The sequence below is a fragment of the Mesorhizobium sp. CA12 genome, from assembly GCF_020165255.1.
GTDB lineage: Bacteria > Pseudomonadota > Alphaproteobacteria > Rhizobiales > Rhizobiaceae > Mesorhizobium.
This window is the reverse complement of sequence record NZ_JAIUHT010000008.1, coordinates 82,765-108,790: the sequence shown is the minus strand read 5'-3', so window position 1 is coordinate 108,790 and position 26,026 is coordinate 82,765. Positions and strand designations below refer to the sequence as shown.

Sequence of the window (26,026 nt, the reverse complement as noted above, 5' to 3'; positions counted from 1 at the left end):
GGCGAGGCCTCGAAGCTGCCAATCTCCCCCCTTGAGGGGGAGATGGCCGGCAGGCCAGAGGAGGGGGCCTCACATCCCACCTCCTCGGTTAGCCTCACTGCGCCGGCACCTTATCCAAGAACCCGGTGACACTCTTCAGGCGACCATTCTCGATGACGCCAATATCGGTGCCCTCGATGACGGATTCCGTGCCTTCCGGCCCAAGATTCCACGAGAAGCGGATGCGGTCGGCGAAACCGTCCGGCTCACCCTTCAGCGAGAAGCGGAAGCCGACGAAGCGCTGTTGCACGCCGTCGATCAGCGCGGCGATGCCGTCATGGCCATCGCCTTGCATGATCGGGTCGCGATAGCTGACGTCGCTGGTGAAAGCCGCGTCGAGCAGCGCCTTGCGGCGCTGCGCATCGATCTCGTTCCAGGCGGCGATGTAGTTGCGGGCGATCGTGTTGAGGTCGGTCATAGTCATGTTCCTTCGTTGGATCGTTTCGACATGACGCTTTTCGCCCGGCAAAAGATTGAAACCAATTACGCCTGAGGTAATCGGGAAACCATCTCGGAGAGGAAGGAAACCATGAGCAGCGGATTTTTCGGCGACATCAAGACAATCAAATATGAAGGGCCGGATTCGACCAATCCGCTGGCCTACCGATTCTACGATCCCGACGAGGTGGTGGCCGGCAAGCGGCTGGAAGACCATCTGCGCTTCGCCGTCGCCTACTGGCATTCCTTCGCATGGCCGGGCGGCGACCCATTCGGCGGCCAGACCTTCGACCGACCCTGGTTTGCCAAGCCGGGCGGCGTCGACACGATGGAACTGGCCAAGCTCAAGGCCGACGTCGCCTTCGAGATGTTCTCGCTGCTTGGCGCGCCCTATTTCTGCTTCCACGACGCAGACGTGCGCCCGGAAGGCAAGGATTTTTCGGAGAGTGCCGCGCGCCTCGACGAGATCACCGACTATTTCGCCGACAAGATGAAACAGACCGGCGTCAAGCTGCTCTGGGGCACGGCGAACCTTTTCTCGCACCGGCGCTTCATGTCCGGCGCGGCCACTAATCCCGATCCGGATGTGTTCGCCTATGCGGCGGCGACGGTGAAGAAATGTATCGACGTCACCAAGAAGCTCAAGGGCGAGAACTATGTGCTTTGGGGCGGCCGCGAGGGCTATGAGACGCTGCTCAACACCGACCTTGCCCGCGAGCAGGAACAGGCCGGCCGCTTCCTCAACCTCGTCGTCGATTACAAGCACAAGATCGGCTTCACGGGCACGATCCTGATCGAGCCGAAGCCGCAGGAGCCGACAAAGCACCAGTACGACTACGACGTCGCGACCGTCTACGGCTTCCTCAAGCGCTTCGGGCTGGAGAAGGAAGTAAAGCTCAACATCGAGCAGGGCCACGCGATCCTGGCCGGCCATTCCTTCGAGCATGAGCTGGCTTTGGCGAATGCGCTTGGAATCTTCGGTTCGATCGACATGAACCGCAACGACTACCAGTCGGGCTGGGACACCGACCAGTTCCCCAACAACGTGCCGGAAATGGCGCTTGCCTATTACCAGGTGCTGCAAGGCGGCGGCTTCAAGACCGGCGGCACCAATTTCGACGCCAAGCTCAGGCGCCAGTCGCTCGACCCGGACGACCTCCTGATCGGCCATATCGGCGGCATGGATGCCTGCGCACGCGGCCTCAAGGCGGCGGCCAAGATGATCGAGGACAAGGCGCTGTCCGGCCCGCTCGCCGAGCGCTATGCCGGCTGGAACACCGCCGAAGGCAAGGCGATGCTTTCGGGCGAGCGCACGCTGGAGGAGATCGCCGAGCGCGTCTTGAAGGAGAAGATCGAGCCGCAGCCGCGCTCCGGCCGGCAGGAACTGCTGGAGAACATCGTCAACCGCTACGTCTGATCGCTCAGGCGGAATGCCCGAGCGTATAGCATTCGCGCGGGGCAGAACTTCACGACAAGGTTTTGCCCCGAGCCGCCCCTCAATCGCCCCGCTCTTGCCTTCAAACAGCCGTCACGGAACTCGTATAAACGTGGCTCCTGTGGCGGGTGAAGAAGAAGGAGGCGAACCGATATGCAGCACGAACGCGAGATCGACGCCCTGCTTTCGTCCGGTGAAACCGGATCGATCATCGACCGGCTGATGGCCTTGCCCCATTCGAAAGAGGGCGGTCGCAAGACAAATGAATGGGACCGCGCGGTCGCCGCGCGGTTGGAAACGGCGCTGGCCAAGAGCATGCGCACGCGCATCGTCGGCGAGGGCCGCGACGCCGCCTGACAATTCCCGTGATTTGACGAAAAGAGGTGGCTTCTCCATCCTGCACCGATGATACGCGCGGTGCTGCTTGACCTTGTGGGTGTCGTCTATGATGGCGATACCCCGATCGCAGGAGCTGTGACCGCGGTCGGGCGTTTGCGCAAGGCCGGCCTGCCGCTCCGCTTTGTCAGCAACACGACACGCTCGCCGCGCAGCAAGATCGTCGCGCAACTTGCCGCCATGGGCATCGAAGTTGCGGATGAAGAATTGCTGACGCCGGCGCGCGCTGCGATCGAATGGTTGCGCAGGCATGGCCGCGAGCCGCATCTGCTCATCCATCCCGATCTCGAAGCAGAGTTTTCGGGCCTGGAGGGAGGAAGCGGCAAGGCGGTTGTCGTGGGCGATGCCGGCGAGGCGTTCGGCTACGCCAGTCTCAACCGTGCTTTCCGCGCGTTATCCGCCGGCGCCGATTTTGTGGCTTTGGCCACCAACCGCACCTTCAAGGATGCGGACGGCCAGCTCAGCCTCGACGCCGGCGCCTTCGTTGCGGCCCTCGAATTCGCCAGTGGCCGAAGCCCCGTCGTGCTCGGCAAGCCGTCGGCGGATTTCTTCCATTCGGCGCTTGCCGATTTGAACTGCCCGGCCGCCGATGCGGTCATGGTCGGCGACGACGCGGAGAGCGATGTCGCCGGCGCGCTCAGCGCCGGGCTCGGCGCGGCGCTGCTCGTGCGAACCGGCAAGTACCGACCCAAGGACGAGACGCGATACGATCCGGCTCCGACGGCAGTGGTCGATGACCTCGCCGCCGCAACAGACTGGATTCTCAACCGCGCCGCAGCCTGACCGGCGCCTCGCCGAAAGCTCTTGAAAATGCCCTGGAAAATGCTGCGGCGGAGGAAAAGCCCGTACGCCCGGCAATGTCGGCCATGGCGATGCGCGTATCGACCACGAGCCGCCGGGCGGCGCTGAGGCGCAGCCTCAGATAATAGGCGCCGGGCGTCTCGCCGATCGACTTGCGAAAAATGCTTTCCAGCGTTCTTGCCGTGACGCCGGCGCGTTTTGCCACGGCGTCAATGGTGAGCGGCTGGTCGACATGCGCTTCCATCAGCCGGATTGCCTGCGCAAGCCGCGGATCGTAGCCGTCGAGCCGGCCGAGCGAGACCAGCGGCTGCGCGTCGGTCGCGGCGCGCGCCTGGTCGTAGATGAAGACGCTCGCCACATCGAGCGCGGCGGCCATGCCGAGCCGGGTGCGAATGAGATGCAGCATCAGGTCGAAGGTCGGCGAGGCGCCGCCGGAGGTGAAGACCGGCCCGTCGATGACATAGCGGTCCGGCCGCACGTCCACGCCCGGAAAGGCGGTCGAGAAATCCTCCATGTCTTCCCAATGCGTGGTGGCGCTGCGGCCCTCGAGCAGGCCGGCGCGCGCCACCAGCCAGGTGCCGGCCTCGACGCCGCCGCAGGCGCGGGCAGCGCGCGCTGCCCTGCGCAGGCCCGCGAGCAATGCCGACGTGGCGTAGTTCTGCGTGCCGAAGCCGGCGACGACAACCAGCATGTCGGTGGCCTCGGCCGCGTCGAAACGGCCGCTGACGGCCACGGGGAGGCCGCATGTCGTCACCGGCGCCTCGCCGGTGACCGAGACCAGCTTGAAATCGAACAGCGTCTCGCCTGAGATGCGGTTTGCTGCGCGCAGCGGGTCGACCGCCGAAGCCACGCACATGATCGAGGACCCCGAGAACACGAGGAGCGTAACCTTGAGCCTCTCGCGCTCGGACCGAAAGATGGTCGGCTTTTCGCTTTTGATCATGAGAGCTTCGTAAAACGCAAAACAGTTTCCAGCAAGTCGGGCATTCTTGCTGAATTGCCGTGCATGCCGTGCCGCTATCGGCTCCCGCTTCTGGGTGGCATGCATGGCCGATCGAATCTGGGAGGATCAAAATGCCGCTTGCGATGAACCGCGAGGTCTTCATTACCTGTGCCGTGACCGGCTCCGGTGGCACGCAGGACCGCAGCCCGCATGTGCCGCGCTCGCCCAAGCAGATCGCCGATTCGGCGATCGAGGCCGCCAAGGCGGGTGCGGCGATCGTCCACTGCCATGTGCGCGACCCCGAGACCGGCAAGCCCAGGCGCGACGTGCATCTCTACCGCGAGGTGACCGAGCGCATCCGCGAGGCGAACGTGGACGTGGTGCTGAACCTCACCGCCGGCATGGGTGGCGACATGGTGTTCGGCTCGCCGGAAGCGCCTTTGCCGCTCAACGAGAAGGGCACCGACATGGGAGGCGCCACCAACCGCATGGAGCATGTGCGCCAGTGCCTGCCGGAGATCTGCACGCTGGATTGTGGCACGATGAATTTCGCCGAGGCCGACTATGTGATGACCAACACGCCGGGCATGCTGCGCGCCATGGGCGGCATGATGACGGCGCTGGGCGTGAAGCCCGAGATCGAGGCCTTCGATACCGGACATCTGTGGTTCGCCAAGCAACTGGTCGAGGAAAAGGTGCTCGACCCGGATGCGCTGGTGCAGCTCTGCATGGGCGTGCCATGGGGTGCGCCGGACGACCTCAACACTTTCATGGCCATGGTCAACAACGTGCCCTCGACCTGGAACTGGTCGGCCTTCTCGATCGGCCGCAACCAGATGGCCTATGCGGCGGCGGCCGTGCTTGCCGGCGGCAATGTCCGCGTCGGCCTGGAGGACAATCTGTGGCTCGACAAGGGCGTGCTGGCGACAAACGCGCAGCTCGTCGAACGCGCGGCCAGCATCGTCACCAATCTCGGCGCGCGCGTGCTCGGGCCCGAGGAAGTCCGCAAGAAGCTCAACTTGACCAAGCGGCCGCCGATCGCTGCCACGGCTTAAGCATGATCCCGAAAAGTGGGTACCGGTTTTCGGACAAGATCATGCTCAAACAAGACACCGGGAGTTGAGCATGGCTACCGTCAAATTCACCGCGATGAAGGACGGCGACAAGGAAGACTACGAATTCCTGACCGCCCATGAGATCGACTACGCCGCCAAGACCGGCGACCGGCTGCTCGACGCGCTCGTACAGCTGGATGAGGGTCTTTCCGGCTACAAGATCACCCGGCTCGGCCATTCGCTGCAGGCGGCGACGCGCGCCTGGCGCGACGGCGCCGATACGGACTGGATCGTCTGCGCGCTGCTGCACGACATCGGCGACATCTACGCGCCCTACAATCATGACGAATATGCGGCTGCGATCCTAAAACCCTTCGTGCGCGAGCAATGCACCTGGGTGGTGGAAAAGCATGGCGACTTCCAGCGCCTCTATTACGCGCATCACCTGGGCGGCAACCGGCATGCCCGCGACCGCTTCGCCGGCCACCTCTATTTCGATGACTGCGACCAGTTCTGCGAGCGCTGGGACCAGTCGAGCTTCGATCCCGATTACGAGACGCTGCCGGTCGAGTTCTTCCGGCCCTTCGTGCTCGAGGTCTTCGCCCGCAAGGCCTACGATCCGGCGGTGATCCGCGCCGGCGAGCGCGTGGCCCTCACAGATCCCGAAACAGCCAAGACGAGAACCGGAGCCTGACAAGCATGAGCATCATCAACAAGGCGGCCGCCATCGGCGGCGGTGTCATCGGCGCCGGCTGGGTGGCGCGGCTGCTCCTGAACGGCATCGACGTGTCGATCTTCGATCCCGATCCGGAAGCGTCGCGCAAGGTGGGCGAAGTGATGAAGGGCGCGCGCCGCGCCTACAAGCAGATGCTGCCCGGCGGCCTGCCCAAGGAAGGCAAGCTCACCTTCGCCAAGACCATCGCCGAGGCGGTTGCCGACGCCGACTTCATCCAGGAAAGCGTGCCGGAGCGGCTCGACCTCAAGCACAAGGTGCTGGCCGAGATCGACCAGCATGCGCCGGCCAATGCCATCGTCGGCTCGTCCACCTCCGGCATCAAGCCGACCGACATGCAGGTGGCGATGAAGAAGCATCCGGAGCGGCTGGTCGTCGGCCATCCGTTCAACCCGGTTTATCTCTTGCCGCTGGTCGAGATCGTCGGTGGCGAGCAGACCTTCCCCGAGGCGATCGAGGTGGCCAAGGAGCTCTACGCCTCGATCGGCATGAAGCCGGTGGTGGTGCGCAAGGAGATCGAGGCCTTCGTCGGCGACCGCCTGCTCGAGGCGGCATGGCGCGAAGCGCTGTGGCTGGTCAAGGACGGCATCTGCACCGTCGAGGAACTCGACGACATCATGCGCTATTCCTTCGGCCTGCGCTGGGCGCAGATGGGCATGTTCCAGGTCTACCGGGTCGCCGGCGGCGAGGCCGGCATGCGCCACTTCATGGCGCAGTTCGGACCTTGCCTGAAATGGCCGTGGACCAAGCTGATGGACGTGCCGGAGTTCAACGACGAGCTGGTCGACCTGATCGCCACGCAGTCGGACGAGCAGGCGCATGGTCTGTCGATCCGCGAGCTGGAGAGGATCCGCGACGACAATCTGGTCGCGATCATGGAGGCGCTGTCGAAGCAGAACAAGGGCAAGGGCTGGGGTGCCGGCGCGCTGCATAAGGACTATACCAGGCAACTCGCCAAGCTGGCCGCGAAGAAGAGTCCAGCCAAAACTGCCGAAAAGCCCAAGCCGGCGAAGAAGGCAGCCAAGCCGGCAAAGGCTGAGAAGTCCGCCAAGGCCGACAAGGCGAAGAAGAGCAAGAAGAAGGGCTGAGGCGATGCATTTCGGTCTTTCGGAAGAACAGAAGCTCATCGTCGAAACGACGCGCGCCTTCGTCGAGAACGAGCTCTACCCGCATGAGCGCGAGGTGGAGCGCACAGGCGTGCTGCGCCGCGAACTGATCGACGAATTGAAGGCGAAGGCGATCGAGGCCGGGCTTTATGCCGCCAACATGCCGGCCGATGTCGGTGGCGCCGGCTTGGACACGGTAAGCTGGCTGCTCTACGAGAAGGAGCTTGGCCGCGCCAATTACGCGCTGCACTGGACCTGCGTGGCGCGTCCGTCCAACATCCTGCTCGCCGGCACGCCGGAACAGCGCGAGAAATATCTTTTCCCCTGCATCCGCGGCGAGAAGTCGGACTGCCTGGCGATGACGGAGCCCGGCGCTGGCTCCGACCTGCGCGGCATGAAGGCGACCGCGGTGCAGGACGGCTCGGACTGGGTGCTCAACGGCACCAAGCACTTTATCTCGCATGCCGACATCGCCGACTTCGCCATCGTGTTCATGGCTTCGGGCGAAGAGGATTCGCCGCGTGGCAAGCGCAAGAAGATCACCGCCTTCTTCGTCGACAAGGGCACCAAAGGCTTCACGGTGCGCGACGGCTATCGCAATGTCTCGCACCGGGGCTACACCAATTCGATCCTCGAATTCGACGATTGCCGGCTGCCGGCTTCCCAGGTGCTCGGCGAAGTGCACAAGGGCTTCGACGTCGCGAATTCGTGGCTTGGCGCCACGCGTCTCCAGGTCGGCGCCACCTGCCTCGGCCGCGCCGAGCGCGCGCTATCGCATGCCATCGAATATGCCGCGCAGCGCCAGCAGTTCGGCCAGCAGATCGGCAAGTTCCAGGGCGTCTCGTTCAAGCTCGCCGACATGGCGACGGAATTGAAGGCCGCGGACCTGATGGTCTTCGAAGCCGGCTGGAAATACGATCAGGGCACCGTCACCGACCAGGACATGGCGATGGCCAAGCTGAAGGCCACCGAGATGCTGGCCTTCGTCGCAGATGAAGCCATCCAGATCCATGGCGGTATGGGGCTTATGGACGACCTGCCGCTGGAGCGCATCTGGCGCGACGCCCGCGTCGAGCGCATCTGGGAAGGCACGTCGGAGATTCAGCGACATATTATTTCGCGGGCGCTGCTGCGTCCGTTCGGAGCTTAGAGCATGATGCGCCAAGGCCGGGATCCGGCCTTGGACAAGATCGCGCTCAAACGAAAAGATGGCCATGCATAAACTCGAACGTCTCTTGCGCCCAAAATCGATCGCCGTGTTTGGCGGGGCGCAGGCCGCCGCCGTCGTGGCGCAGTCGATCAAGATGGGCTTTGCCGGCGAGATTTGGCCGGTGCATCCGACCAAGGACGAGGTCGCCGGCCGCAAGGCCTATCGCTCCGTCGCCGACCTGCCCGGAGCACCGGACGCCGCATTCGTCGGCGTCAACCGGCATCTGACCATCGAGGTGATCAAGGCGCTGGCCGAACGCGGCGCCGGCGGCGCCGTCTGCTTCGCCGCCGGCTTCCTCGAGACCGAGGCCTATGACGAGGACGGCGAGCGGCTGCAGGCCGAGCTCGTCGCCGCCGCAGGCCAGATGCCGATCATCGGGCCGAACTGCTACGGCCTGATCAACTATGCCGACGGCGCGTTGCTTTGGCCTGACCAGCATGGCGGGATCAGGCTGGCCGAGGGCGGCAATGGCGTCGCCATCATCACGCAATCGTCAAACATCGCCATCAACATGACGATGCAGAAGCGCGGGCTGCCGATCGCCTTCCTGATGACCGCCGGCAACCAGGCGCAGACCGGTCTTTCGGAAATGGCGTTGGGCCTGATCGAGGACGAGCGCGTCACCTCGCTTGGCCTGCATATCGAGGCCTTCGACTCGGTCGCCGGCTTCGAGAAGCTGGCGGCACGGGCGCGCGAATTGAAGAAGCCGATCATCGCCATGAAGGTCGGCCGCTCGGAGCAGGCAAGGCAGGCGACGGTGTCGCACACCGCCTCGCTGGCCGGCTCCGACGCCGCCTCCGGCGCCTTCCTGAAGCGTCTCGGCATCGCGCGCGTCGATTCCATTCCGGCCTTCATCGAGGCGCTGAAGCTGCTGCACATCACCGGACCATTGCCCGGCTACAGGCTCTCGTCGATGAGCTGCTCGGGCGGCGAGGCCTCCGTGATGGCCGACAGCGCCGAGGGGCGCTGGGTGCATTTTCCGGCCCTGACGGCCGAGCACCGCGCGCATGTCAAATCGACGCTCGGACCGCTGGTCGCCGTCGCCAATCCGCTCGACTACCACACCTTCATCTGGAACAACGAGCCGGCGATGACCGCCACCTTCACGGCCATGGTGTCGGGCGGCTTCGACTTGAACATGCTGGTGCTCGACTTCCCGCGCCCGGACCGCTGCTCGGACGTGGACTGGTGGGCGACGCTGCGCGCCTTCGAGGCCGCATTGAAGACCAACAAGGCGCAAGGCGCGATCGTCTCTTCGTTGCCGGAAAACCTGCCGGAGGAGTACACCGCCGGCCTGATGGCGCGCGGCATGGTGCCGTTGTTCGGCATCTCGGAGGCCATGGACGCCGCCCAGGCCGCCGCCTTCATCGGCTGGGCCTGGCGCGAGCCGCAGGCGCAGCCGGTCGACACCACGGCGGCAGGCGCATCCGAAGCCAAACGCGTGACGCCGGACGAGGCCGAGGCCAAGGAAAGGCTGATCAACGCCGGCCTGCCGGTGCCGAAGGGCGAGCGCGCCTCCAATGCGGTCGAGGCGGTGATTTCCTCGATGAGCTTGGGCTTCCCGGTGGCGCTGAAGGCGCTCGGCGTCACGCACAAATCGGAAGTCGGTGCCGTCAGGCTGAACCTGAAGGACGCCGAATCCGTCAGCGCCGCCGCGCATGACCTTTTGCCGCTCGGCACGGGACTTTATGCCGAGCGCATGGTGCGCGACGGCGTCGCCGAACTGATCGTCGGCTTCACCCGCGACCCGATGTTCGGCGTGGTGATGACGCTCGGCACCGGCGGCGTGCTGGTCGAGCTGTTGCGCGACAGCGTGACCCTGATGCTGCCGGCGACGCGCGACGACATCGAGGCGGCATTGCATGGATTGAAACTCTATCCTCTCCTCGAAGGCTATCGCGGCCGGCCGAGGGCCGACGTCGACGCCGCCATCGACGCCATCGCCGGCATTGCCGACTTCGTGCAGAAGAACGAGGGCGAGATCGAGGAACTCGACATCAACCCGCTGATCGTGTGCGCCGAAGGCAAGGGCGCCTGGATCGCGGACGCCCTGCTGGTGCTTGGAGAAAAGAAGAATGGCTGAAATCATCACCACCCGCCGCGAAGGTGCTGTCCTCGAGGTCACGCTCGACCGGCCGAAGGCCAACGCCATCGATCTCAAGACGTCGCGGCTGATGGGTGAGACCTTTAAGGCGTTCCGCGACGATCCCGACTTGCGCGTCGCCATCGTCAAGACAGCCGGCGACAAGTTCTTCAGCGCCGGATGGGACCTCAAGGCGGCGGCCGCAGGCGACGCGGTCGACGGCGACTACGGCGTCGGCGGCTTTGCCGGGCTGCAGGAGCTGCGCGACCTCAACAAGCCGGTGATCGCCTGCGTCAACGGCATGGCGGTGGGCGGCGGATTCGAGCTGGCGCTGTCCTGCGATCTCATCTACGCCTCGGACCATTCCTCTTTCGCGCTGCCCGAGATCCGCGCCGGCACGCTGGCCGACGCTGCGACCATCAAGCTGCCGAAGCGCATCCCCTACCATATCGCCATGGACCTTCTGTTCACCGGCCGCTGGATGGATGTCGCCGAGGCGCATCGCTGGGGCTTGGTCAACGAGGTGCTGCCCAAGGACAAGCTCGAGGAGCGCGTCTGGGAGATCGCAAGGTTGCTCGCCAGCGGCCCGCCGCTGGTCTTCGCCGCGATCAAGGAGACGGCGCGAGTGGCCGAGGCGCTGACCTTCCAGGACGCGATGAACAAGGTGACGCGCCGGCAGCTGCCGACAGTCGATAAGCTCTACGGGTCGGAAGACAACATGGAAGGGTTCCGGGCTTTCGCGGAGAAGCGCGAGCCGGTTTGGAAGGGCAAGTGATTCTGCGGAGATGACGGAGCGAGGCCCCCCTCTCTGCCCTGCCGGGCATCTCCCCCTCAAGGGGGGAGATCAGATGTCACGCCCGCTTTCGCCAATCGCCGACGTTGGGAAAGAAGTGCCGTCGACGAAACTGCCAATCTCCCCCCTTGAGGGGGAGATGTCCGGCAGGACAGAGAGGGGGGCCTGGGCTCGGCCTTGGCTACCTGTTCCGCACCCATGACCGACTACAAAACCCTCATCGACGCAGAAACCTGGGCCTTCATCGAGAAGACCAACTCCTACTATCCGCCGGACACGATCGACTACACGATCGAAGAGCAGCGCGCGATCTATGACCGGATGTGCCGGGAGTTCTTTGCCGGCTATCCGCAGGGCGTGACCGCCTTGACGACAGGCATCGCCGACGGCATCCCGATTCGCATCTATCGCAACGCGGAGCCGAACGACGCTGCGATGGTGCTCTACCTTCATGGCGGCGGCTTTATCCTGGGCGGGCTGGAGAGCCATGACGATGTCTGCGCCGAGCTTTGCGCCCGCACCGGCTACGAGGTGGTCTCGGTCGATTATCGGCTGGCGCCGGAGCATCTGCATCCGGCCGCCTTCGACGATGCCATGGACGCCTTCGAATGGGCCGCCAGGACCTATGACTGCCCTGTCGTGTTTTGCGGCGACAGCGCCGGCGGCAATCTCTGCGCGGCGGTAGCGCATGCGACGCGCGGTCACGCCAAGAAGCCGGCCGGCCAGATGCTGATCTATCCCGGGCTCGGCGGCGACCATTCGCGCGGCTCCTACGTCACCCATGCCGAGGCTCCGATGCTGACCGCGCGCGATCTCGACTTCTACAAGCATATCCGCACCGGCGGCGTCGACCAGACCGGCGACATCACGCTCTATCCGCTGGCCGACGCCGATTTCGCCTATTTGCCGCCGACGGTGCTGATCACCGCCGAGTGCGACCCGCTGTCATCCGACGGCGAGGCTTATCGCGACCGCGTCATCGCGGCCGGCGGGCGCGCCGCCTGGTTCGAGGAGCCGGGCCTGGTGCATGGCTACCTCAGAGGCCGCCACATGATCGGCCGGGCACGGACGAGCTTCACCCGCATCGTCGAGGCGGTATCGGCGCTCGGCCGGGGCGACTGGATCTGGTAACGCCCCTGGCGACCGCAAACACTTTCCACCCCGCTATCCTCCCATGAACCTTTCCATGCCGGCCAGCGACTGACGGCCAGGCGCCGCAATGGCGCGGCCCGGAAAGGAAAGCCGCCATGACCAGAAACCCAGAGACTTCGCGGTCTCCGGGAACAACGGGAATCCAGCGCGATCACCCCCTTCGGGAAGGGGTCGACGCGCTGGGCTTCCGGCTGATTCCGTTGACCCTGCCCAGCAGCCGGCGTATCGTCGCCAAGAGGAAAACAGACAATTCGAACGGGGAAGAACGTGCCGCAACGCCGCGCCTTGCCCTGGTTGGCGCGGTAGAGGCGGACGTTCCTTCCAGCGGCTTCGGGGGGAGTTCAATGTCTGGCGTTCGCGGCTCGTTCCTGCGTTCCCGTGGCCGCCGTTTGCGCCGCGCAATCGCAACAAGCGGCGGAATTCTGGCTTTGGCGCTGTCCGCCGGCTTGTGGCTCGGCGCGGCGAAGGCGCAGGAAACCCAGATCATCTATCCCGGTTCGATGGCGGTCACGGGCTTTCCGGGCACCACCATTCCCGATTTCGATCAGGGTCTGCCCCCCGGCGTCGACCCGGTCGACGAGACCTTCATCGATACATCCCGCGCATCCTTGCGCATTTTCGACGTCTCGCATCTCGGCGGGCCCGCTTCCGGCCAACTCGTCAACACGCGGCCGCCCTTCGAGGTGACGGCCGGGCAGATCGGCGAGGTGTTCGGCCTCGCCTATGACGATGGCGTGCGCGACGGCGTGCCCTCAGGCGTTCCCAACCTCTACGCGGCTGCGACCTCGCTGCATGGCGTCGAGATCGTCACGCCGGACGCCGACCATGACGGCAGGCCGGAACGGCAGCGCCGCGGCACCGCGGGCGCCACTTTCATGCAGGGTCAGTTCGGCACCGAGAATGGCGGCGGACCAGGCACGATCTGGAAGATCGACGGCATCACGGGCGCCGTCTCCAAATTCGCCGACATCGACACCAACAGCGGGCCGGGCATCGGCAACCTCGCCTTCGATGCTACCCATCGCCAGTTCTTCGCTTCGGATCTCGATACCGGGCTGATCCACCGCATCGATATCGAAGGCAATTTGATCGACAGCTTCGACCATGGCGTCGCCGGGCGTCCGGCGCATGGGTTAGCCCCGGTCGCCGACGACGGCGCCGCGATGGACATCCAGGCTGCCGCTTTCGATAGCGAAGACCCCGCGACCTGGGGCTACACGCAGGACGCGCGCCGGGTCTGGGCCGTCGCCTATCATGGCGGCCGGCTCTACTATTCCGTCGGCGAGAAGGCCGAAATCTGGTCGGTCGGCATCGCAAGCGACGGAGGCTTTGCCGGCGGTCCGCGCTGGGAACTGACGGTCAAGGCGGACCAGGACTATGCCGTCACCGACATCGCCTTCGACAACAAGGGCTTCATGTATCTCGCCCAGCGCGGCCCGGTCGAGAACCGCTACGATTACAGCCGCTTCGCCGATTCCGGCAAAGGCGAGCTGATACGCTACTGGCGCGAGGATCCGGACGATCCGGCAACGGAATCGGCCTGGGTCGAGGTGCCGCAGGAATATGCCGTCGGCTTCCCGCAGGGCAACCGGCAGTCGGCCGGCGGCGTCGACCTGCAATATCGCTATGACGCCGAAGGCAATCTCGACACTTCCGTTTGCACCGACACCGTCGTCAACACCGGCGACAAGTTGCGCGACAATCCCGAACTTGCCGAGCGCCTCGCCGCCGGCGGGCCGCTTGCCGTGCATGGCGTCCAGCTGACGCCAAGCGCGCTGGTCAAGCCGGCGAACGTTCCGCCCTTCGGCTCATGGTTCGTCGACTTCGACGGCTATTTCGAAGACCCGGACGTCCAAGGCCATGTCGGCGACGTAAGGGTCTGGCGCCCCTGTGAGGGCCGCGCCGGCTACTATGAGGAAATCCCCGGCGGCGGCTACCTGCCTCCGTTCTATCCGCCGGACTTCCCGCCGCCCGGCAACCTGCCGCCCTGCGTGGATGTCGACGACGTGCATTACTACTGCACGCCGCGCGGTCTGCGGGCCGAACTCTATCTCCATGACCATGCCGGCTTCGGCGGCGATTCGATCAAGGCGCAATCCCAGAGGCCCGGCGTCGCGGTGACGACCCCCATGTCGCATGTTCCGGGCAAGCCCTACACGATCGACATCACCGGCCATGATCCGGGCGACACCGTCAATGTCGGGCTCTGCTTCTACCGCAAGTCCGACCAGGACAAGGGTGGCTACTACCCTTGTTGCAAGATGACGCTGCCGCTCAGAACGCCAGCCGTCAGCTGCGAGCGTTGAGGGAGGGACAGATGAGCAATCTCGCCCTTTCCCGCTTCGTTTCGAGCAACCCGAAACCCGTCATGGAGACGATCATGAAACCCCTGTCATACGCCAGGCGCGGCGCGCGCTGGCTGATGGCGGCCGGTGTCGGGGTCGCCATGACGGCTCTGCCGGCGTTTGCCCAGGACCAGGCTCCGGCCAAGACCAATCAGGCCGCCAATCCGGCGTCACGCGGCATTAATGCGGAACTCGCGCGGACCGTGCCCTTCTTCACCAAGAAAGGCAGCCAGAAAAGCTGCGATTCCGTCGAGTATGTCCTGAGCTTCGGCATCCATGGCGACCCGCAGGACTTCGACCGGCCAAGCGTGGCCGCCCTGCTCAAAGCGACAAGGCTCGATTTCAAGGACCAACTGCCGCACGGCCTGCAGATTGTCGGCGTCGATGTCTCCGGCGACGGCACCAGCGCCTCCGGCGGAGCGCTGCCCGTTGCTTCAATCGGCACGTCGGACAGCCCGAACGACACGGCCAGCGTTTCCAACTTCCGCATCAGCGCTGCCAACCTCGATGGCGCGGGTGTTGCGAACGAACGCGTCATCACCTTCCGCATCACCGCCAGGATAGACCATGCGACCTTTCCCGTGCCGACGACGGTCGACAACCAGGGTGAGATCGAGGTGGCCTTCAGGGGCGGTTCGGCAACAACGATCCACTCGCAGGATCCGGACAGACCGGACGACGGTGATTTCCTGACCGGCGTGAAGACCTCGATCAAGATCGACTTGATCAAGTGCAACCCGCCGCCACCACCTCCCGGCAAGGAATGTTTCAAAGTCGAGCGCGGCACGGTCGATTGCGTGCCAGGCGGCGGCGCCTTCATCTATCATATGCCGGTCGGCCCGGAGATGGGCGACAAATGGGTGCAGGTGTCGACGACGACGCCCGGCGTCAGCATCGTTCCCGACATGCAGAAGGTGCCGATCGGCGGCGGCGTGCTGAACTGGAAAATCATCGGCGCTTCGCCCGGCGAAACCATCCACCTCGTCGTCACCGGCATCGAGACCTATGCCGGGCCGAAGGAAGGCTGGGGGCTCTGCTGCACGCAGGTGATCGACATCGTCGTCCCGCGTGACCTGAGATGCCCGCCGAAGGACAAGGAGCCGGACCTCAAGGTCGAAAAACATGCGGACGTGCCGCGTTGCACGATGGCCGGCGGCTGCGACTTCACCATCACCGTCACCAATGTCGGCGACGCGCCCTATAACGGCAAGATCGTGCTCGACGAGGTGACGCTGCCGGCAGGCTCAGTGCTGACCTCCGGGCCGAACGCGCCCTGGGTCTGCGCGCCCGGCACGACGCCGATGACCTGCACCTATCCGGCGACTACGCTCAACCCCGGCGCCTCCGTCAACCTCAAGCTCGGCTTCAAGCCGGCGGGCGGCTGGCAAGGCGGCGTGCTGCGCAACTGCGCCGCCTATGACTACCAGGCCAGCGGCAAGCCGCTGTTCGGTAGCCAGCAGAACGACCGCGGCTGCGCCTCGATCCCGATCTGCCGCCGCGGCGATCGCGATCCGCAGTGCAATCCGCCGGTCGAGAAGAAGGTCGACCTGATCCTGAAGAAGCGCGCCCGTACCCCGGTCTGCACGCCGGACGGCGCCTGCACTTTCGTGATCGACATCATCAACAACGGCACCGGGACCTATAACGGGCCGCTCACGGTGATCGACACCTACCCCGGCGGCGCGCCCACCTCGTCGACCTTCGGGCCGAGCCCGCCATGGGCCTGCGGACCGAACGGCCCCGGACAGTTCCGCTGCGACAATGCCGGCATCTCGCTGCCTCCGGGCGCCTCGACGCCGATCGTCGTCAGAGCGGTGATGCCGGCGAACTACCGGCCGGACACGGTGGAGAACTGCGCCGAGGTGAAGGGCATTGCCGGCGAGGTCGACCTTGCCAACAACAAGGCCTGCGCCACCGAGCGCATCCGCCACCCGAATGGCGGCCAGCCTGGCCTGCGCATCACCAAGACCTGCGATGGCTCGCTGGCTGGCGCTGCGGTTGTTTCCTGCCGCATCACCGTTACCAATGCCGGCACCGCCGCCCCCACCGGACCGGTGCGGGTCAACGATGCCGCGACGCTGGTATCGGGTGGCGCTCCGGTGCAAATCCAGACCGTCACCCCGGACGGTGCGGACTGGGCTTGCGAACCGGTGCCTGCCAACACGCTGTCGTGCCAGATCCCCGGCGCCGTGATGACGCCCGGAACCAGCCGGCACTTCGACGTGACGGTGAGCGGCAACGGCGCGTTCGAGAACTGCGCGCGCGGCTCCTACGGTCCGGCGCCGGGGGACGGTATCGTCTATCCGATCGGCCAGGCCTGCGCGAAAGGCGGCGGCGGCTCGACCATCCGCGTCGAGAAGACCGGCGATGCCGAGTGCCGGCCGGGAGAGCCCTGCTCGTTCGAGATCACCATCACGAACGATGGGCCTACCCCCTTCTCCGGCCCGGTCCGCATCGGCGATGCGATCGGCATCGACGGCATCGGCAGGCTGGAAGGCGTCCGGATCACCTCGATCGACCCGCCCTTCGGCTGCTCGCCGGAGCCGGCGACGCTGCCGGCGTCCTGCATCGCGAACCTGGCGCTCGGCGCCGGCGAAAGCCGCAAGCACCATGTCACCGTGACCCTTCCCGACGACAAGCGGCTTGCCGATCTCAAGGGCACGGTCAGCGGGCAGAATTGCGTCGGCGTGCTCTCGCCGAACACGCCGGTGCAAAGCGGCGGCGACGTGCTGTCGCGCACGCCGAGCGGCATGCAGGGCGATCGCGGCAAGGCCTATGCGTGCCATCCCTTCATCGTCAGCCGAGAGGTTAAGAACCAGTGCTTGTATGGAATGGTGCTGAACTCGGCCGGCCGCTGTGTCTGTCCGGAAGGCACCACCTTCCGTGACGGCCAATGCTCGTCCGGCGGCAGCAAGCTTCTGCCGCTGCCGCAGCGTTGCGTCCTGCTGCAGGGCCAGATCCGCACCGAGGACGGACGCTGCGTCTGCCCGCGCGGCACCGAGCTGGAGAACGGCAAATGCGTGCGGGGCGAAGAGCCGCAGGAGCCGCAATGCACGCTGCGTCCCGGCCAGTACCGCGACCAGAACGGCAATTGCGTCTGCCGCCGCGGCGAGCTGGTGAACGGCGTGTGCCAGGTCGTCCCGCCAAAATGCACGATTCGTGGCGCAGTGCTGACGACGGACGGCTGCGTCTGCCCGAAAGGCACGCATCTCGACCGTGCCGCCAAGGCTTGCGTGCCTGACAGGGAGCCGCCCGCCCAGTGCCGTATCCGCGGCCAGTCCCGCAACGCTGATGGCGATTGCGTCTGCCCGCGCGGCATGGAGGTGCGCGGCGGCGCCTGCCGGCCGATCGTGTCGAAGCAGTGCCCGGTCCGCGGCCAGCTGCGCGACGCCAACGGCAACTGCGCCTGCCCGGACGGCCTGGTGGTGCGGGGCAAGGCCTGCCAGCGGCCGAAGCCGAGCCAGGAGCAGTGCGCCATCCGCGGCCAGGTCCACAACAAGCGGGGTGACTGCGTCTGCCCGCGCGGGACCGAAATCCGCAACGGCGCCTGCCGCAAGGCGTCGGTGGAATGCGCACCGGGTGCGGAGTTCATCGACGGACAGTGCCAGCCGGTTTTCACTCGGCGGCGCTGCCCGGCCGGAACGGCCGGACAGTATCCGGATTGCTACCCGATCCGCAGGCGGCCGGACATCGAGATCAACCCCGGCATCCTGCTCAACCCGAATGTGCTGCAGCAACTGGTGCCGCAGCGCCAGCCGCGGCGGATGCTGCAGGATCCGGCGGGCGCCAACATCCAGAACTTCAAGCCGTAATCTTGGCTGAAGACCAGGACCCGCCGGAGCGATCCGGCGGGTTTTCTTTTCCACATCGAAGAAAGCCCTATGTCAGGCGGGCTAATGCACCTGTCCTAAACATGCTTCCCTTTGGCCGGATCATGGTCCAGGGCGTTTTACCGTTTCACGAAAACGGTGAACGCCCTATCTCTTTGTTTTCACGCAATTCCGGACGGAAAAGCGCTCGCACTTTTCCTGGAATTGCTCTAGGCAATCGCCCTGACAGGCGCGCGACCACGCGCACAGGACCGCCGGGAGAATTTGCGCCATGAGCAAGAAGACCCTGATCGCGCCATCGGTGCTGGCGTCGGATTTTTCGAAGCTCGGCGACGAGGTCGAGGCCGTCGCGGCGGCCGGCGCCGACTGGATCCATCTCGACGTGATGGATGGTCATTTCGTGCCCAACATCACCTTCGGCCCGCCGGTGATCAAAGCGATCCGCAATCGCACCAAGGCCTTCTTCGATTGCCATCTGATGATTGCGCCGGCCGATCCTTACCTGGCGGCCTTCGCCGAAGCGGGCTGCGACGGCATGACGGTGCACGCCGAGGCCGGGCCACATCTCGACCGCTCGCTCCAGACCATCAAGAACCTCGGCAAGAAGGCAGGCGTCTCGCTCAACCCGGCAACGCCGGAAACGACGATCGAGTATGTGCTCGACCGGCTGGACCTCATCCTGATCATGACCGTCAATCCGGGCTTCGGCGGGCAGGCCTTCATCCCGGCGATCGTGGACAAGGTGAAACGGGTGAAGGCGCTGATCGGCGGTCGGCCGATCCGTATCGAGATCGACGGCGGTGTTTCGGCCGAAACGGCGCCGCTGGTGACCGCGGCCGGAGCCAATGTGCTGGTAGCGGGCGCCGCAGTCTTCAAGGGCGGCAGCGTCGAAGCCTATAGGGCAAATATCGAAGCAATTCGAACGGCTGCCGACAGGGCCGCCAGTTAAACATATAACGGTGCGAGCCTCGCGGGAGTTGTACAACCGCGACAGGGATTGAACGATTGTTCATTCTATGAGGCGACGCAGGAACATCGAGTTTTCCCTGAGATCTACTTTGTTCAATAAATAGACGATCCGCTTGTCTTAAAGTCGAATATCGTCATCTTCCGCTTGAGACACCTCATTGCCCGCCTGTATGATACATGTACGGGAATTGCTTCGCCGCGGGGCCCTGGCAAACCAGGGGCAAAGCAACAGGAGTTCGATTGACAAACGGAAGCACCGAGCCGGGCGAGAGCAAGGGAGCCAAAAGCACGCTTGCCAGTTCGGTCTACCAGCAACTGCGCGATGACCTGTTGCGCGGAGCCCTGGAGTCCGAGACGAAACTGCGTGTTGAGTGGGTCGTTTCCCGCTATGGCGCCGGCGCCTCGCCGGTGCGCGAGGCGCTCAACCGCCTGGCCGCCGAGGGCCTGCTCGGCCGTCACGACCAACGCGGCTTCTTCCTGATGCCGGTCAGCGCCGCGGAACTGGAGGAGCTAACGCGTACGCGCTGCTGGCTGGAGGAGCGGGCGCTGCGCGAATCCATTGCGCACCGAACCGCAGAATGGGAAGAGCAACTGGTGCTTGCCCTGCACCGCCTGGCGCGCGCCGAGCGCCGCCTGCCGGATGACCCGGCAACCAACAATCCGGAATGGGAAAAGCTGCACCGCGCCTTTCATCGCGCCCTGATCGCGGCCTGCAGGTCGCACTGGCTGATCGGCTTTTGCGATCAGCTTTCCGACCAGGCCTCGCGCTACCGCCTGATCGCGCAAAACGCGCCAAGCACGGGCCGCGACGATCTCGGCGAGCACCGCATCATCGCCGAACGCACGCTGGACGGCGACGCCGACGGCGCGGTCGAGGCGCTTCTCAATCACTACCGCCTCACCGCGGCGATGTGCATGGAACGCCTCGCCCAGGGTTATGATCCGAGGGCCGGCAAGTCCCAACGCGGCCGTAAATAGCGGATCGAAAAATCAACGCAGTTTTTGCTCCGGGCGCCAAATCTGGTATTCGCTCAGGCGAGCGCAAGGCATGCGCCATTCGGCCTTCGTCCGCCTTGAGGACATCTCATGACCAATCATCTCTTCAGCGCTTTCCGTTCCCGCATGCCGGCGCCCGGCCGGTTGCTGATGGAGACGGATGACGGCCGTTCGATCACCTATGGCGACATGCTGGCGAAGTCGGCGCAGCTGGCGCATGCCCTCGCGCAGGCCGGCGTCGAGCCCGGCGACCGGGTCGCGGTCCAGGTCGAGAAGAGCCCGGAGGCGATGCTGCTCTATCTCGCCTCGTTACGCACCGGCGCGGTCTTCCTGCCGCTCAACACCGCCTATACACTGCCCGAGCTCGACTATTTCTTCCGTGACGCCGGGCCGAAACTGATCGTCTGCGATCCGGACCGTCTTTCGGGCATCGAACCGCTTGCCGCGGCGATCGGCGCCACGGTGCTGACGCTCGGCCGCGACGGACAGGGAACGCTGGCCAGCCAGGCTTCGCGACAGGCGACGGATTTCAGCGATGTCGCGCGCGGGCCGAACGATCTTGCCGCGATACTCTACACCTCCGGCACGACCGGCCGTTCCAAGGGTGCGATGCTCAGCCACGAGAACCTCGCCTCGAATGCCCGCGTGCTGGTGGAGCAGTGGCGCTTCGGCGCCGACGACGTGCTGATCCACGCGCTGCCTATCTTCCACACACACGGCCTGTTCGTCGCCACCAACGTCGTCTTGATGGCCGGCGCGACAATGTTCTTCGAGCAGAAATTCGATCCCGCGCGCATTCTGTCGCTGATGCCGCGCGCGACGGCTTTGATGGGCGTGCCGACCTTCTATGTGCGGCTGTTGCAGCAGGACGGCCTGACACGCGAGGCGGCGAAGACGATGCGCGTCTTCATCTCCGGCTCGGCGCCGCTGCTCGCCGAGACGCACAAGGCCTGGCGCGAGCGCACCGGCCACGCCATCCTCGAGCGCTACGGCATGACCGAGACCAACATGAACACGTCCAACCCCTATGACGGCGAGCGGCGCCCGGGCACGGTCGGTTTCCCCTTGCCCGGAGTCTCGCTGCGCATCACCGATCCCGAGACGGCCAAGCCGCTGGCCCAGGGCGAGATCGGCATGATCGAGGTCAAGGGGCCGAACGTCTTTGCCGGCTATTGGCGCATGCCCGACAAGACCAAGGCCGAATTCCGCGATGACGGCTTCTTCATCACCGGCGACCTCGGCCTGATCGATGCCGACGGCTATGTCCACATCGTCGGGCGCGGCAAGGACCTGATCATCTCGGGCGGCTACAATGTCTATCCGAAGGAGATCGAGAGCGAGATCGACGCGCTGGACGGCGTCAGCGAAAGCGCGGTGATCGGGGTCACGCATCCGGATTTCGGCGAAGGCGTCACGGCGGTCGTGGTGCGCAAGCCGGGCTCGGCGATCAGCGCCGCCGACATTGCCAGCGCCATCGCCGGCCGGCTGGCGAAATACAAGCATCCGAAGCAGGTGATCTTCGTCGACGAACTGCCGCGCAACACGATGGGCAAGGTGCAGAAGAACGTGCTGCGCGAGGCGTATAAGGATATCTATACAGCCGGCTAACAACACTGCGTCGTCATCCTAGGGCGAAGCAAGGAGCGAAGCGACGCGCGCAGACCCTAGGATCTATGCCGTTATGCTAAGTGTTGCGACGATTACAGAATTCTGCACCGTTGCGCCCGGCGGCAGAGGTCACGGAATGGATCCTCGGGTCAAGCCCGAGGATGACGAAACCGCGAAGGCCTACGTTCCAAACACCTTCCTGCCGCCGATCCAGACGTTGCTGACATCCAGGTCCTCCGACAGCCCAACAATGTCGGCTGCTGTCCCGTTGGCGAAGCGGCCGAGGCGGTGGGCCTGGCCGATCGCCTCGGCCGGATAGAGCGAGGCCATGCGCAGAGCCTCGTCGAGTTCCAGGCCGACGACGCGATGGACGTAGCGCACGGCGGAAATCATGTCGAGATCGGCGCCGGCCAGCGTGCCGTCGGCAAGCCGCAGGCTCCCGTCCTTGCGGTAGATGGTGCGGCCGTTGAGCGTGAACGATGTCATGTCGGTGCCGATCGTCGCCATGGCATCGGTGACCAGCACGATCTTGCCAGGCCCCTGCTTGCCGTGCAGCGCAAGCATCATCGTCGCCGGATGGACATGGATGCCGTCGGCGATGATCCCAGCATACAGGCCGCCGGTGTCGATCGCCGCACCGGCCAGGCCCGGCTCGCGGTTGCCGATCTGGCTCATGGCGTTGAACAGGTGCGTGACCACCGTGGCGCCGGCTTCAGCGAAGGCGGTTGCCGTCGCGTAGTCGGTATCGCTATGGCCGAGGCTGACGACGACGCCGGCCTTGGCCAGCGCCGCGACACGGGCCGGCTCGACCGATTCCGGCGCGATCGTGGTGAGCAGGACGGGAAGCTGTTTGCGCGCCGCGATCAGCGCCGCCTGGTCGGCGTCGGTCATCGGCCGGATCAGGGCCGGATCGTGCGCGCCCTTGCGGGCTACCGAGAGATGCGGTCCTTCCAGGTGCAGCCCGAGGAAGCCCGGCGCCTTTTCCCGGGCGGCCTCGGCGCCGGCGGCGATGGCGGCGGCGGTGATCGCCGGCGTGTCGGTGATCAGCGTCACCAGCAGCGCGGTGGTGCCGAAGGGCGCGTGCGCCCGGCAGATGGTCGTGATCGAGGCGACATCGGGATGGTCGTTGAGCATGACGCCACCGCCGCCATTGACCTGGATGTCGACGAAACCGGGCACAAGCAGGCCGCCGCCGGTCTCGACCGTCGAAACGCCGGACGGAATGGCGCCGGTGGGCAGGATGGCCTCGATGACGTCGCCCTTGACGACGAGGGAGGCGTTGTCATGCCAGTCGGCGCCGTCGAAGATGCGGGCGCCGGTGAGTGCGAAACGGTCGCTCATACGGTTTCCGTCACCTTGCGCAGGTTGCGCGGCGCATCGGGGTCGAGGCCGCGATGGCGCGCGAAGGCCTCGACGAAGCCGTAGAAGGACACGATTAGCGGCAGCGGATCGGTCAGCGGGTGGCCGGTGGCGACATGGGGAAGAAGCCGCGCGGCCTTCGCCTTGTCGGATGTGATGAAGGCGGCGGCGCCCTTGGCCGTCAATCCGTCGGCCGCCTCGGCGACCGAGGGTTCGGACGCATCACGGGCGGCAAGCGCCAGGACCGGAAAACCCGGACCGACCAGCGCCAGCGGCCCATGCATGACCTCGGCGGCGCTGTAGGCCTCGGCATGCATGGCGCAGGTTTCCTTGAATTTCAGCGCCGCCTCGCTGGCGATCGCGAAGGACGGGCCGCGGCCGAGGATGAACAGCGATTGCGGGTTCTCCAGAGCGCCGGCGAGCGCCATCCAGTCGCAGGCGATCGCCTTCTCGAAATGGCCGGGAAGGCCGGCGAGCGCCTTGATCAATGCTTGGTCATCGGTGGCATGCGCCATCAGCGCAAGGCCGGCGACGGCCGAATTGACGAAGGTCTTGGTGGCCGCGACGCTGCGCTCAGGTCCGGCCAAGATATCGATGGCATAGTCGGAGGCCCGCGCCAGCGGCGACTCCGCCGTGTTGGTGATGGCGACGGTGAGCGCGCCGCCGGCCCTTGCCGTTTCGGCCATGGCAACGATGTCGGGGCTCTTGCCCGACTGCGAGATCGCCAGGCAGGCCGAGCCTCGGAGCCTCAACCTGGCGCCATAGATCGACGCGATCGACGGCCCAACGGAGGCGACTGCCAGGCCTGCCGTCAGCTCGACGGCATATTTCATGAAGGTCGCGGCATGGTCGGACGAGCCGCGCGCCACGGTGACGACGAAATGCGGATCGCGCTCGCGAAGGCCGCGACCAGCCTCAGCCAACATGGCGGACGAGCCGTCGAGAAGGCGCGCGGCCGCTTCCGGGATCTCGTCGATCTCGCGCCGCATATGGGTGGTGCTGGCATTCATGGCCGGAGCTCCTCTCCCGGCCCGGTCAGCCGGAGTTCCGCGACGAAATCATAGGCGTCGCCCCTGTAGACGGAGCGGGTGAACTCGATCACCTTGCCGCTCGCCAGATAGGAAATGCGCTCGATCTGCAGTCCGGCAACCCCCGGCGGCACTTCCAAGAGGCGCGCATCGGCATCGCCGAGATTGGTGGCCGAGATGCGCTGCACGGCACGTACCGGGCGATTGCCGGTCGTTTCCAGCGCCGCATAGAGCGAGGAGCCGATCGCTTCGGGATCGGGCAGGACGCTGGCCGAGAGCGCCGCGCGCTCGATCGCCAGCGGCGTGTCGTTGGCGATGCGCAGGCGCGCGACGCGCGCCACCAGTTCGGTCGAGGAGAGGCCCAGCACCATCATCTCGTCCGGCGACGGCGCATAGAGGCCGCGGTCGAGCCAGACCGAGCGCACATTCATGCCGCGGCGCGCCATGTCCTCGGTGAAGGAGGTGAGCCGCGACAGCGACTGCTCGACGCGCTCCATGCGCGGCGCGACGAAGGTGCCCGAGCCGTGGCGCTGGACGAGGATGCCGCCCTTGACCAGGTCCTGCACCGCCTTGCGCACGGTGACGCGCGAGATGTCGGCCTTGCTGGCGATGTCGCGCTCGGAGGGCAACGCGTCGCCCGGACCGATCAGGCCGCGATTGACCGCTTCCTCGATGCTGCGCCTGAGCTGCAAATAGAGCGGCGCGCCGCTCTGCGAGGATTCTTTCAGCATGGAGAAGATCTGGTCGGCGGCGCTCATCGGGCGGCCTCCGAACCCTTGGCAAAGATGCGCAGGGCCATCTGCACGGCGCCGCCCAGCGCATCGTCGAGCGGGGCTTTGAGCAGCGCCCGATAGCGTGCCGAAAGGCGCGACGCATAAAGCGGCGCCAAGCCGCCGAGCAGGCAGAGCGGCGCATCGTCGGCAAGATCGAGCGCGTCGAGTGAGGCCTCGACATCGGCGACCGCCTTGGCGAGGATAAAATTGGCGACGAGATCGCCCTTCTCGGCATGCTCGAAGACCTTTGGCGCGAAGCCGCCGAAATCGCCCGGCTTGGCGTTGGTGGTGAATTCGACCACGTCTTCGGGATTGTTGCGGAAGACAGCGAGCATGGCGTCGGTCAAGGGCGAGCCCGGACGGATGCCGTCATAGGCAAGCAGCGTCTGTTCCAGCAGGTCGCGGCCGATGCGGGCGCCGCTGCCCTGGTCGCCGACCTGGAAACCCCAGCCGCCGATGGCGCGCGACTTGCCGTCCTTACGCGCCATATAGGCGGTGCCGGTGCCCAGAATGGCCATGGCGCCGTCACCGGAGCCGACCGCGCCCTCTAGCGCGATCTCGGCGTCGGTTTCGACACGACTCCGGCTGAAGGGCAGGATCGCCTCGAGCTGCTGCCGGTAGGTGCCGACATTGGCGCCGGCGAGACCGAGAATGGCCGGCGTTTGGGGAATCAGTTCCGGATCCGCCCCGGCGGCCAGAAAAGCCTGCCTGGCCGCTTCGACAATGTTGGCACGGGCGCCAGTGAGGTCGGTGCGGATGTTGGCGGCGCCGCTCTTGGCGCGGCCGACAACGGCGCCGCCGACGGTCGCAAGGGCCGCCCTGCAGCTGGTGCCGCCGCCATCGATGCCAAGCACGAATTTCACGCGATTTCTCCTCGGAGCCGGATAATACCAATAAAATACCAATAGCCAAGAGTTAATTTCTGTTCAAAAAA

21 protein-coding genes are annotated in these 26,026 nt (G+C 65.6%); 15 read left to right on the top strand and 6 right to left on the bottom strand.

Features of this window, described 5'->3' with window-relative positions:
• Window positions 1-94 precede the first annotated feature (94 nt).
• Window positions 95-457, bottom strand: coding sequence for a nuclear transport factor 2 family protein (locus LB520_RS15295; RefSeq protein ID WP_224610155.1), 363 nt, complete (start codon window positions 455-457; stop codon window positions 95-97).
• Window positions 458-568: 111 nt separating this feature from the next.
• On the opposite strand from LB520_RS15295, the gene xylA reads away from it, so the two are divergent.
• From xylA to LB520_RS15280, 3 genes are all read left to right on the top strand, one after another.
• Window positions 569-1,894, top strand: coding sequence for a xylose isomerase (gene xylA / locus LB520_RS15290; protein WP_224638037.1), 1,326 nt, complete (start codon window positions 569-571; stop codon window positions 1,892-1,894).
• Between the two features lie 171 nt (window positions 1,895-2,065).
• Window positions 2,066-2,269, top strand: coding sequence for a hypothetical protein (locus LB520_RS15285; protein ID WP_224531740.1), 204 nt, complete (start codon window positions 2,066-2,068; stop codon window positions 2,267-2,269).
• Window positions 2,270-2,329: 60 nt separating this feature from the next.
• Window positions 2,330-3,091, top strand: a complete 762-nt coding sequence (locus tag LB520_RS15280; protein ID WP_318011965.1) for a TIGR01458 family HAD-type hydrolase — start codon at window positions 2,330-2,332, stop codon at window positions 3,089-3,091.
• Here LB520_RS15280 and LB520_RS15275 read toward each other — a convergent pair.
• Window positions 3,072-4,052, bottom strand: a complete 981-nt coding sequence (locus LB520_RS15275) for a GlxA family transcriptional regulator (protein WP_224604367.1) — start codon at window positions 4,050-4,052, stop codon at window positions 3,072-3,074. The two genes, LB520_RS15280 and LB520_RS15275, sit on opposite strands and share 20 nt — an antisense overlap.
• Before the next feature lie 131 nt (window positions 4,053-4,183).
• On the opposite strand from LB520_RS15275, the gene LB520_RS15270 reads away from it, so the two are divergent.
• The 12 genes from LB520_RS15270 to LB520_RS15215 all read left to right on the top strand — a co-directional run bounded on the left by LB520_RS15270 (window position 4,184) and on the right by LB520_RS15215 (window position 21,932).
• Window positions 4,184-5,107, top strand: coding sequence for a 3-keto-5-aminohexanoate cleavage protein (locus LB520_RS15270; RefSeq protein ID WP_224604370.1), 924 nt, complete (start codon window positions 4,184-4,186; stop codon window positions 5,105-5,107).
• A gap of 70 nt (window positions 5,108-5,177) precedes the next feature.
• A complete protein-coding gene (locus tag LB520_RS15265; RefSeq protein ID WP_224638036.1) occupies window positions 5,178-5,801 on the top strand; it encodes an HD domain-containing protein in 624 nt (207 codons plus the stop codon).
• Window positions 5,802-5,806: 5 nt separating this feature from the next.
• Window positions 5,807-6,928 carry a carnitine 3-dehydrogenase gene (locus LB520_RS15260; protein ID WP_224638035.1) on the top strand — a complete coding sequence of 374 codons (1,122 nt, stop codon included), beginning with the start codon at window positions 5,807-5,809 and terminating at the stop codon, window positions 6,926-6,928.
• 4 nt (window positions 6,929-6,932) lie between these two features.
• Window positions 6,933-8,096, top strand: coding sequence for an acyl-CoA dehydrogenase family protein (locus LB520_RS15255; protein ID WP_095768160.1), 1,164 nt, complete (start codon window positions 6,933-6,935; stop codon window positions 8,094-8,096).
• Window positions 8,097-8,160: 64 nt separating this feature from the next.
• Complete coding sequence (locus LB520_RS15250; protein WP_224638034.1) at window positions 8,161-10,239, top strand: acetate--CoA ligase family protein; 2,079 nt, start codon at window positions 8,161-8,163, stop codon at window positions 10,237-10,239.
• Window positions 10,232-11,014 (top strand): carnitinyl-CoA dehydratase, encoded by a 783-nt coding sequence (locus LB520_RS15245; protein WP_224631488.1) that lies wholly within the window; start codon window positions 10,232-10,234, stop codon window positions 11,012-11,014. The genes LB520_RS15250 and LB520_RS15245 overlap by 8 nt, the downstream gene beginning before the upstream one ends.
• A gap of 216 nt (window positions 11,015-11,230) precedes the next feature.
• On the top strand, window positions 11,231-12,163 hold the full coding sequence (locus LB520_RS15240) for an alpha/beta hydrolase (RefSeq protein ID WP_224638033.1): 933 nt from the start codon (window positions 11,231-11,233) through the stop codon (window positions 12,161-12,163).
• A gap of 365 nt (window positions 12,164-12,528) precedes the next feature.
• Window positions 12,529-14,490, top strand: a complete 1,962-nt coding sequence (locus tag LB520_RS15235; protein ID WP_224638032.1) for a hypothetical protein — start codon at window positions 12,529-12,531, stop codon at window positions 14,488-14,490.
• Window positions 14,491-14,501: 11 nt separating this feature from the next.
• On the top strand, window positions 14,502-18,341 hold the full coding sequence (locus LB520_RS15230) for a DUF11 domain-containing protein (protein WP_224638031.1): 3,840 nt from the start codon (window positions 14,502-14,504) through the stop codon (window positions 18,339-18,341).
• 289 nt (window positions 18,342-18,630) lie between these two features.
• Entirely contained in the window at window positions 18,631-19,308 is a 678-nt protein-coding gene (rpe, locus tag LB520_RS15225; protein WP_224638030.1) for a ribulose-phosphate 3-epimerase, read from the top strand.
• A gap of 260 nt (window positions 19,309-19,568) precedes the next feature.
• Complete coding sequence (locus tag LB520_RS15220) at window positions 19,569-20,306, top strand: GntR family transcriptional regulator (protein WP_224610136.1); 738 nt, start codon at window positions 19,569-19,571, stop codon at window positions 20,304-20,306.
• Window positions 20,307-20,414: 108 nt separating this feature from the next.
• Window positions 20,415-21,932, top strand: a complete 1,518-nt coding sequence (locus LB520_RS15215; RefSeq protein WP_224638029.1) for a malonate--CoA ligase — start codon at window positions 20,415-20,417, stop codon at window positions 21,930-21,932.
• Window positions 21,933-22,112: 180 nt separating this feature from the next.
• Here LB520_RS15215 and nagA read toward each other — a convergent pair whose 3' ends face one another.
• From nagA to LB520_RS15195, 4 genes are read right to left on the bottom strand one after another with little or no spacing between them, the layout of a single operon-like run.
• Window positions 22,113-23,273, bottom strand: a complete 1,161-nt coding sequence (gene nagA, locus LB520_RS15210) for an N-acetylglucosamine-6-phosphate deacetylase (RefSeq protein ID WP_224638028.1) — start codon at window positions 23,271-23,273, stop codon at window positions 22,113-22,115.
• Window positions 23,270-24,301: an SIS domain-containing protein gene (locus LB520_RS15205; protein WP_224638027.1), complete on the bottom strand. Its 1,032-nt coding sequence runs from the start codon at window positions 24,299-24,301 to the stop codon at window positions 23,270-23,272. Before LB520_RS15205 ends, nagA begins: the two co-directional genes overlap by 4 nt.
• The gene (locus LB520_RS15200; RefSeq protein WP_224531693.1) at window positions 24,298-25,077 is read right to left on the bottom strand and encodes a GntR family transcriptional regulator; all 780 of its coding nucleotides are present in this window, start codon (window positions 25,075-25,077) and stop codon (window positions 24,298-24,300) included. Before LB520_RS15200 ends, LB520_RS15205 begins: the two co-directional genes overlap by 4 nt.
• Window positions 25,074-25,955, bottom strand: coding sequence for a BadF/BadG/BcrA/BcrD ATPase family protein (locus LB520_RS15195; RefSeq protein ID WP_224638026.1), 882 nt, complete (start codon window positions 25,953-25,955; stop codon window positions 25,074-25,076). Before LB520_RS15195 ends, LB520_RS15200 begins: the two co-directional genes overlap by 4 nt.
• Window positions 25,956-26,026 lie beyond the last annotated feature (71 nt).